General features: G+C 72.0%; 6 protein-coding genes. 4 read left to right on the forward strand and 2 right to left on the reverse strand.

Going from position 1 to position 8,763, the window contains the following annotated elements; translation table 11 throughout:
* Positions 1-557, forward strand: a 557-nt coding sequence (locus FF041_RS38640; RefSeq protein ID WP_194292368.1) for a TolB-like translocation protein, incomplete at its 5' end; no start/stop codon positions are given.
* A gap of 160 nt (positions 558-717) precedes the next feature.
* The gene (locus FF041_RS37260) at positions 718-2,550 is read left to right on the forward strand and encodes an RICIN domain-containing protein (RefSeq protein ID WP_153527221.1); all 1,833 of its coding nucleotides are present in this window, start codon (positions 718-720) and stop codon (positions 2,548-2,550) included.
* 30 nt (positions 2,551-2,580) lie between these two features.
* Here FF041_RS37260 and FF041_RS37265 read toward each other — a convergent pair whose 3' ends face one another.
* Both FF041_RS37265 and FF041_RS37270 read right to left on the reverse strand, forming a co-directional pair.
* Positions 2,581-2,763: a hypothetical protein gene (locus tag FF041_RS37265; protein ID WP_153527223.1), complete on the reverse strand. Its 183-nt coding sequence runs from the start codon at positions 2,761-2,763 to the stop codon at positions 2,581-2,583.
* A gap of 80 nt (positions 2,764-2,843) precedes the next feature.
* On the reverse strand, positions 2,844-4,037 hold the full coding sequence (locus FF041_RS37270) for a fatty acid desaturase family protein (RefSeq protein WP_153527225.1): 1,194 nt from the start codon (positions 4,035-4,037) through the stop codon (positions 2,844-2,846).
* Between the two features lie 277 nt (positions 4,038-4,314).
* Here FF041_RS37270 and FF041_RS37275 point away from each other — a divergent pair, with 277 nt between their 5' ends.
* Both FF041_RS37275 and FF041_RS37280 read left to right on the forward strand, forming a co-directional pair.
* Positions 4,315-7,455 carry a DEAD/DEAH box helicase gene (locus FF041_RS37275; protein WP_407698235.1) on the forward strand — a complete coding sequence of 1,047 codons (3,141 nt, stop codon included), beginning with the start codon at positions 4,315-4,317 and terminating at the stop codon, positions 7,453-7,455.
* A partial coding sequence (locus tag FF041_RS37280) for an SWIM zinc finger family protein (protein ID WP_228388956.1) occupies positions 7,452-8,763 on the forward strand: 1,312 nt, incomplete at its 3' end. The genes FF041_RS37275 and FF041_RS37280, both read left to right, overlap by 4 nt.

An 8,763-nucleotide genomic window follows, 5' to 3' on the forward strand; every position in this document is an offset into this window, starting at 1 on the left:
ACGTGTTCGTCCGCGACCTCCAGGCCGGCGCCGTCGAACGGGTCAGCGTACGAGGCGACGGCGCCGAGGCCGCCGGGGACTCCTCCGCCCCCTCGATCAGCACCGACGGCCGCACGATCGCCTTCGTCTCCCGGGCCGCCGACATGGTGACGGGCGACACCAACGGCACGGACGACGTCTTCGTACGCGACCGGCAGAGCCGCACCACGGAGCGGGTCAGCGTGGACTCCGGCGGCGTCCAGACCGCCCCGAGTTCCCACTCCCCCGGGATCAGCGGGAACGGCCGCTTCGTCGTCTTCACGTCATTCGGCGCGAATCTGGTGACGGGCGACACCAACAGCGCGGGGGACGTCTTCGTACGCGACCGGCGGGCCGGTGTCACCACCCGGGTGAGCACAGCGGTCAACGGCGCCCAGGGCAACCAGGATTCCGGCCATCCCTCGATCAGCGGGGACGGCCGCTATATCGCCTTCCACTCCTACGCCGCCAATCTGGTGCCACGCGATACCAACGGCGCGGACGACTACTTCGTCCGCACCCGCGTCACCGTCCCGTAGGTCGCGCGGGTCCCGTAGGTCGCGCCGCCGTCCCACAGGTCCCACAGGTCCCGTAGATCCCGTAGATCCCGTCACCGTCCCGTAGGTCCGTTCACCGTCCCCAGGTCCGCCGAAGCAGCGCGCCGTCGGCCGACCCCGCCCATGTCACCACGGAGACCCCATGCCGGCTCGCCGCGCACACCGCCCACGACGTCCAGGCGCCCCGACGCTTCTTCTTCTGCTGCTGCCGCTGCTGCTCTCCCTGACGGGGACGGCTCCGGCAGCCGCGGCGGCCGATACGACGGTCAACGTCATCGCCACCCACAGCGGCAAGTGCCTGGAGGCGGAGGACTCCTCGGTCTCCCCGGGCGCCCGTATCGTCCATACGGACTGCACCGGCCGGCCCGGCATGAACTGGACGGTCGTCGAATCGTCCGCGGGCGGCGGCACGGTCAATATCGTGAATGTTCACAGCGGCCTCTGCCTGGAAATCGAGAACACCTCGAACGTCACCGGCACACAGGCACGGCAGGCCGGCTGTGCCCGGCAGCCCGGGGCGGATTTCCGGCTGGTGGACCGGACCACCCATGTCTGGCTCCAGGCCGCTGCCGGGACGCCCCGCAAATGCCTGGGAGTGTCGGCGGGATCGCATATCAGCGGCGTCCCCGTGCAGCTCACCGACTGCTACGACCAGATCGGCACCCGGTTCGCCCAGCGCCAGCCCCGGTCCGGCAACGACCCGGCCGAGGACCCCCCACCGCCGACGACGGTGGTGGAGCGGCTCAATGTGGCCCCGGACGGCGCGCAGACGCCACGGCTCGACGAGTTGCCCAAGGAGATCCGCGCAGCGCACTCCGTCAGCGCGAGCGGCCGCTATGTCGCCTTCCAGTCGCATACCGCCCAACTGGTCTCCGGCGACACCAACAACAAGCACGACATCTTCGTACGGGACCGCTTCACCAGCATCACCGAACGCATCAGCCTCTCCAGCAGCGGTGTTCAGGGGGACGACACCTCTCAGGGGCCGTCCATCAGCGGGGACGGCCGCTATATCGCCTTCCAGTCCGACGCCGCCAATCTGGTTCCCGGGGACACCAATCGGCAGACGGACGTGTTCGTACGCGACCGGCAGACCAGGACCACCGAGCGGGTGAGTGTGTCCACCGGCGGCGCTCAGACCACGATGAGCTCAGACCAGCCGGTCATCAGCGCGGACGGCCGCCAGGTCGCCTTCCAGTCCACGGCGGACAACCTGGTGCCGGGCGACACCAACTACTGCCAGGACATCTTCGTCAGAGACCGGCAGACGGGCGCCACCGAACGCGTCAGCGTCGGCCGGAACGGCGCGCAGAGCAATGACTGCTCCCACTCCGTCGCCATCAGCGCCGACGGCCGCCATGTCGCCTTCGCGAGCTCGGCGTCCAATCTGGTGACGGGCGACACCAACCGGCAGACGGACGTGTTCGTACGCGACCGGCAGACCAGGACCACCGAACGCGTCAGCCTGACCTCGGGCGGCGTGCAGTCCACCGGGTTCTCGCACGCACCCGCGATCAGCGCGGACGGCCGCCAGGTCGCCTTCGTGGCCGAGGCGGGCCTCGCGCCCGGCGATGCCAACACCCAGTGGGACGTCTATGTCCGCGACCGGCAGACCGGGGTGACCGAACAGGTGAGCCGGGGGCAGGGCGGCACCCAGACCGACGGCTGGTCGTTCGAGCCCGCCATCAGCTCGGACGGCGGGCTGATCGCCTACCACTCCGCGGCGGCCAATCTGGTGCCGTCGGACACCAACGCGGCCCTGGACGTCTTCGTATGGGACCGGCAGTCCGCGTCCACCGAGCGGGTGAGCAAGGCGCCTCGGGGCACCCAGGGCGATCTGGACTCCTACCGCCCGGCGATCAGCGGAAACGGGCAGTTCGTCGCCTTCCGCTCGGAGGCGTCCCCCTTGCTGCCGGACGACACCAACCAGGCCGTGGATCTCTTTCTGCGCTACCAGGTGTCCGCGGGGAGCTGATCCGCCGCCGCTCCCCGAGCCCCCCTCGGGTCAGCGGCCCAGCTCCTTGCGGGACGCCCTGCGCAGTCTGCGACGCTGACCGGGGTCGAGCATCAGATACGCCACCGCTGGCACACCGAGGACGACCAGCAGCGCCGCCCAGAACGGGATCACCGTCATCAGCAGCAGCCCGACGACCACTCCCCCGATGACGATCTTTGTACGTGTCGACATCTCGACGCCTCCTCGCGCGGCCCTGACCGTCCCTGCCGGTGGAACGTGCGGGCACTCCGCACAGTTCCACTATGCGCCCGCTACTCCGCCGGTGCGCCGGCCGCCCGCAGCGGCTCGCCCACCTCGTGCATATGGGTCAGCGCCTGCCGGTAGGACTCGATGAGCCCGGTCTCGGCGTAGGGGATGGAGAGCGCACGGCAGTGGGCGCGCACCAGCGGCTGGGCGAGCCTGAGGTGCGGGCGCGGCATGCTGGGGAAGAGATGGTGCTCGATCTGGTAGTTGAGACCGCCCAGGAACCAGTCGGTGACCGGGCCGCCGCGGATGTTGCGCGAGGTGAGCACCTGTCGCCGCAGATGCCCCCAGCCCTTTCCGGTCTCCTCGTCGGGCATCTCCATCCCCTTGTGGTTCGGCGCGAAGGCCATGCCCAGATGGAGCCCCAGCAGCATCTGGTGGATCAGGGCGAAGACCGCCGCCGGGACCGGCGGCATCGTGGTGAGCAGCAGGGTGACGTAGGCCGTGACATGCGCGATGAGCAGCCCGCCCTCGACGGCGCGGGCCCGGGTGGACCGGCGCGGCCCGCCGTCGTGGGACGGAAGGTCCCGGGAGAAGACCGCCCGGAATCCATAGATCTTGAGCGCGATGCCCTCCAGCGTGGTCAGCGGAAGGAACAGCCAGGCCTGGTGGCGGGTGAGCCAGCCGTGGAGTCCGGCGCGGCCCACGGCCTGTTTCCGGGTGAAGACGAGGATGTCGGCGGCGACGTCCGGATCCTTCTCTATGTGATTGGGGTTGGCGTGGTGCCGGTTGTGCTTGTCGTTCCACCACTCCTGGCTCATGCCGAGCAGCAGATTGGCGTGGACGAGCTGGAGGATCCGGCCGCGCCGGCGGTCCGCCGTGATCTGCGCGTGTCCGGCGTCATGGCCGAAGAACGCGGTACGGGTGGAGAAGAGGGCCAGCGGGGGCGCGAGCAGCAGCACCCACCAGGAGCCGCCGGTCAGGACCATGCCGGTGATCACGGCGGCGATGGCGAGCAGATTGACGGTGATCCCCCGTGCGTACCAGCCGGGGCGGTGCTCCAGCAGGCCCTGTTCCCTGACCGTCCGCAGCAGCGGGGCGAATTCACTGCCGGAGCCGCCGGAGCCACCGGAGCCACCGGAAACGCCCTGCCCGCGGGTGGGTCCCCGGGTGCGGGAGCCGGGCGGCTCCCGGCGCGCACCGGCTTCCGGTACGGCCGGCACGGAGGGCGAGTCCGTGGGAGTGGCGGTGGCCTGAGGCATGACGGTCTCCGGTCTATGGGCGCTGAGCTGAGCTACGCGACTGCGCTGACCTGAGAAAACGTAGGGAACGACGCCGGTGCGGGGCCATGACGCCACCACCCCGGCCCGGTGGGGGGCAACCCGCGTGACAGGGTGGTGCTGGCTACACCCTCCGGCCCACTGCGTGGGTGCACATGACGCTGATCACACGCCTGCGGGAGGCGACGAAGCCCGGCATCGGGTACCCTCGGCGACTCCCATCCCTGGCCTAGTCAAGTTTGAGGAATACGTCATAGCCGTGCACCGGCCCTCCGTGGCAACACCCTCGCCCGAACTCTCCGAACTCTCCGAACTCTCCGAGACCTTCGCCTCACCGGAATCACCGGGATCGTCGGAATCCTCCGTCACCGGGTCCCGACCCCTCTCTCTCGGTTCTCTCGGTTCTCCCGGTTCCCTCGCCCGCTGCTCCGCGGTGTTCCTGCCGGGTGATCCGGCCCGGTCCGGACGTTTCGCCTTCTGGCATCCCCGCGGTGCGACCGTTCCGGGTGCGACCGGAACGGTGACCGTGGTCAAGGACGATCTGCGGCTGCACACCGTGCCCGCGCTGCTGCTTCCGGTGCGTGCCGCGCTGCCCGTGCTGACCGGGGCACGCGCCGATGAGGACGCCTCGCCGGCCGCCGCGTTCTGGGGTGCGGCGGCCGTACTGGCGCTCCAGCTCACCGCCCGTGGACTGCTGTTGCCCGGACTCACCGCCACCGATCACGACTCCTGGCGCGTCGGCCCGCTGACCGCGGGCGATCTGGAGCGGATCCGCGCCCTGGCCGCGGCGATGCCGCCCGAGGCCCATGCCGTACCGCTGGACACACCACCTGACGGCGCGCGGGCCGACGTGCCGCTGCTGCCGGACCCGGAGCCGCTGCTGCGGTCGTTCCTCGACGCGGTGGCCGATGAGCTGCCCCGTACCCCCGCGGCGCCGATCGCCGCGGGCGGCCCGGGGTTCGCCGCGCGGGAGCCGCAGCATCTGCCCGGACGGCGTGCCTGGGCCGTGGACATCGCGGCGGGCCATGACGCGGGCGTACGCCTCTCCCTGCGTATCGAGCTCACGGCCGACAGGCCGGGCGGATCCGCGCGGAGCGAGGAGTCCGGCACCGGGGACTCGCGGATCAGCGAGGCCCGCACCGGGGGCACAGGGGCCGCAGGGGCCGGAGAGTCCGGGGCCGGGGAGCCAGGGGCCGGGAACTCAGGGGCCGGGGAGTTCGGGAGAGGGCCGGCCCTCCGCGCCGTTCTCCAGATGCACAGCGTCAGCGATCCGGCCGTGGTCGCGGACGCCGCCGAGGTGTGGGCGGGCGCGGACCGGTACACCGGCGTGTTCGGTCCGCGCGCCCGGATGGACGCGCTGCTCGCCCTGCGGCGCGCGGCACGCGCGTGGGCGCCACTGACCCCGCTGCTGCACGCCGCCGTCCCGGACACGCTCGACCTCGCCGACGAGGAGATCACCGAACTGCTCGGCGAGGCGGCCGGGGCGCTCGCCGCCTGCGGCGTCCGGATCCACTGGCCGAAGGGGACGGCACACCGGCTGACCGCGCGCGCCGTGATCGGTCCGCCCGACGACGGCAGCGACGACGGCAGCGGCAGCGGTACCGGCGGCGGAGACCACGGCGAGTCCGGGCTGCCCTCCTTCCTCTCGGCCGACGCGCTGCTCTCCTTCGACTGGCGGTTCGCACTGGGCGATCAGCGGCTGACCCATGAGGAGCTGAACCGGCTCGCCGAGGCGGACCGGCCGCTGGTCCGGCTGCGCGACCAGTGGGTGCTCATCGACCCCGAGGAGGCCCGCCGCGCCCGCGAACGGCAGGACCGCAAACTGACGCCCATGGACGCGCTCGGCGCGATACTGACCGGAACGGCCGAGATCGACGGAGACCGGGTCGAGGTCCAGGCCGCCGGTGCGCTGGCGGCTCTGCGCGACCGGCTGGCCGACCCCGAGGGCGGAGCCCAGGAGATCTCCCAGCCGGCCGCGCTCGCGGCGACCCTGCGCGACTATCAGCTCCGCGGTCTGAACTGGCTGCACCGGATGACGTCCCTCGGTCTCGGCGGCGCTCTCGCCGACGACATGGGCCTCGGCAAGACCATCACGCTGATCGCCCTCCATCTGCACCGGCAGACCGACGCGTCGGCCGCCGGCCCCACGCTCGTCGTCTGCCCGACCTCGCTGATGGGCAACTGGCAGCGGGAGATCGAGAGATTCGCTCCCGGCACCCCGGTGCGCCGCTACCACGGAAGCTCCCGGGACCTCGGGAACCTGGCGGACGGGGAGTTCGTTCTCACGACGTACGGCACGATGCGTCTCGACGCCGGTCCGCTCGGCCGGGTGGCGTGGGGCATGGTCGTCGCCGATGAGGCGCAGCATGTCAAGAATCCGTATTCGGCGACCGCCCGCCAGTTGCGCACCATCGGCGCGAAGGCGCGGGTCGCTCTGAGCGGCACCCCGGTGGAGAACAATCTGTCCGAGCTGTGGGCCATCCTCGACTGGACCACCCCCGGTCTGCTCGGCCGGCTCGGCTCCTTCCGCGGGCGGTACGCCCGTGCGGTGGAGAGCGGCGACGATCCCGCCGCCGCCCAGCGGCTGGCGTCTCTGGTGCGGCCGTTTCTGCTGCGCCGCCACAAGTCGGACCCGGGGATCGCGCCCGAGTTGCCGCCGAAGACCGAGACCGACCGCACCGTCCTCCTCACCGCTGAACAGGCCGGGCTGTATGAAGCGGTGGTACGCGAGACACTGGCCGCGATCTCCGAGGCCGACGGCATGGAGCGGCGCGGACTGGTGGTGAAGCTGCTCACCGCGCTCAAGCAGATCTGCAACCACCCCGCCCAGTACCTCAAGGAGGAGGAGGGACGGATCGCGGACCGTTCGGGCAAGCTGGAGCTGCTGGACGAGCTCCTGGACACCATTCTCGCCGAGGGTGCGAACGTCCTGGTCTTCACGCAGTACGTGCAGATGGCGCGGCTGCTGGAGCGGCATCTCGCGGAGCGTGGCGTACCGACGCAGTTCCTCCACGGCGGTACGCCGGTCGCCGAGCGCGAGGCGATGGTGGGCCGTTTCCAGAACGGCGAGGCGCCGGTCTTTCTGCTGTCGCTGAAGGCGGCGGGCACCGGTCTGAATCTGACCCGGGCCGAGCATGTGGTGCACTTCGACCGCTGGTGGAATCCGGCGGTCGAGGCGCAGGCCACGGACCGCGCCTACCGCATCGGGCAGACCCGGCCGGTCCAGGTGCACCGGCTGATCGCCGAGGGGACCATCGAGGACCGCATCGCGGACATGCTGGCGCGCAAACGCGAACTGGCGGACGCGGTGCTCGGCTCCGGCGAAGCCGCGCTGACCGAGTTGACCGACGCCGAGCTGGCGGATCTGGTGGAGCTGCGAGGGGGAGGCGGAACACGATGAACGACGGATACGAAAACCCGGAGCACGACGAGCACCACAGGTACGACGACGAGAACGACGAGTACGACGAGCACGGCGCCGAGCCCGTGGCGGAGGGCGGGCAGGATCAGGTACGCACCTTTCCCGCGCTGCCGCCCGCCGTGCGCGGGCAGGGTTTCGCGGGGACCTGGTGGGGCCGGACCTGGATCAAGGCGCTGGAGGACACGGCGCTCGACGGCGAGCAGCTCAGAAAGGGCCGTGGGCAGGCGCGCGCGGGCGCGGTCGGCGCGGTGTCGGTGCGCCCGGGCCGGATCACCGCGGTGGTACGGGACGGGGACGGCACCGGGCAGCGCTGCGATGTGCTGCTCACGGAGCTCACCGACACGGCATGGAACCGGTTCACGGAGATGGCGGTCGACCGGGCGGGGCATATCGCGGCGCTGCTGGACCGGGAGATGCCGCCGCATCTGGTCGAGGACGCGGCGACCGCCGGGGTCGAACTGCTGCCAGGGATCGGTGATCTGGAGCCCGAGTGCGGCTGCGGGGCCTGGGATCTCTGCCCGCATACGGCGGCACTCTGCTACGAGGTGGCGCGACTGCTGGACCGGGATCCGTTTGTGCTGCTGCTGATGCGGGGGCGCGGGGAGCGCCGGCTGCTGGACGAGCTCCAGCGGCGCAGCGTGGCGCGGGCGGCGGAGGCCACCGCCGGTGTGACGGCTGACGACGGCGGGAGGACGGCGGGGGTCCGGGCCGACGAGGCGTTCGCGGCCGGGAGGCGTCTCCCGGCGCTGCCCGCTCCCCCGCCGCTGCCCGGGGAGCCGGGGCAGCCGCCGGCCCTGGACACCGAGGACGCGCCCGCGCCCGGCATCGACCCGGACGCGCTGGAGTTCCTGGCCGCGGACGCCGCCGCCCGGGCGCACCGTCTGCTGGCGGAGGCGCTCGCGCCCGGGTACGAGCCACAGCCGTCCGAGATCGGACTGACGTTCGATCAGGACGCGGTGCGGATCGCGGCGTCGGTGCCCGGCCCGGTGATCACCGGGCGGCTCGCCGCGGGCACCGGCAGACAGCGCGCGGAGCTGGAGTCGGCGGTACGGGCATGGCACGCCGGGGGTCCGGCGGCGCTGGCCGTGCTGGAGGGGGAGCCGGCACCCTCGCCGGAGACGCTCGACCGGGCGGCAGCGGCGCTGGCGGCGGCCTGGGATGAGTCCGACCGGCCCCGGCTGAGGGCCGCGGGGAAGGGACGCTGGACGGTGGTGGGCGCAGAGGCGCAGCTACGGGTCGGCGATGACGGCCGCTGGTGGCCGTACCGCAGGGAGCGGGGGCGCTGGT

The sequence above is a fragment of the Streptomyces jumonjinensis genome, assembly GCF_009600885.1.
Lineage (GTDB): Bacteria > Actinomycetota > Actinomycetes > Streptomycetales > Streptomycetaceae > Streptomyces > Streptomyces jumonjinensis.